Source organism: Sphingomonas sp. RB1R13, from assembly GCF_036663775.1.
Taxonomy (GTDB): Bacteria; Pseudomonadota; Alphaproteobacteria; order Sphingomonadales; family Sphingomonadaceae; genus Sphingomicrobium.
Genome location: NZ_JAXOJM010000097.1, coordinates 1 through 1,082 on the forward strand (window position 1 = coordinate 1; position 1,082 = coordinate 1,082).

The window sequence follows — 1,082 nt, forward strand, 5'->3', positions numbered from 1 at the left end:
TGCCCGGCGTCTTGCCCATCATCAGCTTGGCGTCGTCGCCGACCGCCTTCACGCGCTTGATGCCGTTGATCGTCTCGACCGCGACGACGGACGGCTCGTTCAGCACGATGCCGCGTCCGCGGACATAGACCACGGTGTTCGCGGTGCCGAGGTCGATCGCCATGTCTTGCGACATGAATTTCAGGAAGCGGGGGAGAGGCATCGAGGCTTTCGTTCAGTCTGGTGGTCCGGGTGGGCGCATTTCATATCCCGAACCGCCGCCAAGAGCCGTCCCAAGAGCCGTCGAAAGGCACCTGCACCGTCATTTGCGGGGTCGCGGGATGCCGTCGCTTGGGCTAGGGTTTGCCGCATGTCAATACGGCGTCTGCCTCCCCATCTCGTCAATCGTATCGCGGCCGGTGAAGTGGTGGAAAGGCCCGCCAGTGCGTTGAAGGAACTGGTCGAAAATTCCATCGATGCGGGCGCGAGCCGGATCGCGGTGGCGATCGGGCAGGGGGGCATCGGCCGGATCGAGGTGGCCGACGATGGGTGCGGCATGTCGGCCGACGAGATGGCGCTGGCGCTGGAGCGGCACTGCACCTCCAAGCTGCCTGACGAGGCGATCGAATCGGTCGTAACCCTCGGATTTCGTGGCGAAGCGCTGCCCTCGATCGCCAGCGTCGCGCGGGTCACGATCGAAAGCCGTCCCGCTGGTCGCGACGGCTGGAGCCGCGTCGTCGACAATGGCGAGGTGCTGCGTGACGGCCCCGCCGCGGTGCCGCCGGGCACCCGGATCGTGGTCGAGGACCTGTTTGCCCGCGTGCCCGCTCGTCGCAAGTTCCTGCGCGCGCCGCGCTCCGAATCAGCCGCGGGCCTCGAGCAGCGCCCGAGCGTGCGGGGGGCGCGTCCCGACATCGGCTTCAGGCTCGTGCATGACGCGCGGGGGGGGCTGACCGTGCCGGGCGGCGAAGAGCGACCGGGACGCGTGGCGGCGCTGACCGACCGCGCGCTGGCGGAAAATTCGGTGGCGATCGATTGGGTGCGCGACACCGTTTCGTTGGGCGGCGTGGCGGGATTACCGACCTTCAACCGGGGTATCGCCG

Annotated in this window: 2 protein-coding genes; one reads left to right on the forward strand and one right to left on the reverse strand. The window is 68.1% G+C overall.

Annotated features, from left to right (window positions below; translation table 11 throughout):
• Positions 1–202 (reverse strand): rod shape-determining protein (locus U1700_RS15205; protein WP_332753506.1); only part of this gene is annotated, 202 nt, incomplete at its 3' end.
• A 147-nt stretch (positions 203–349) separates the two neighbouring features.
• Here U1700_RS15205 and mutL point away from each other — a divergent pair.
• Positions 350–1,082 (forward strand): DNA mismatch repair endonuclease MutL (gene mutL / locus U1700_RS15210; protein WP_332753507.1); only part of this gene is annotated, 733 nt, incomplete at its 3' end.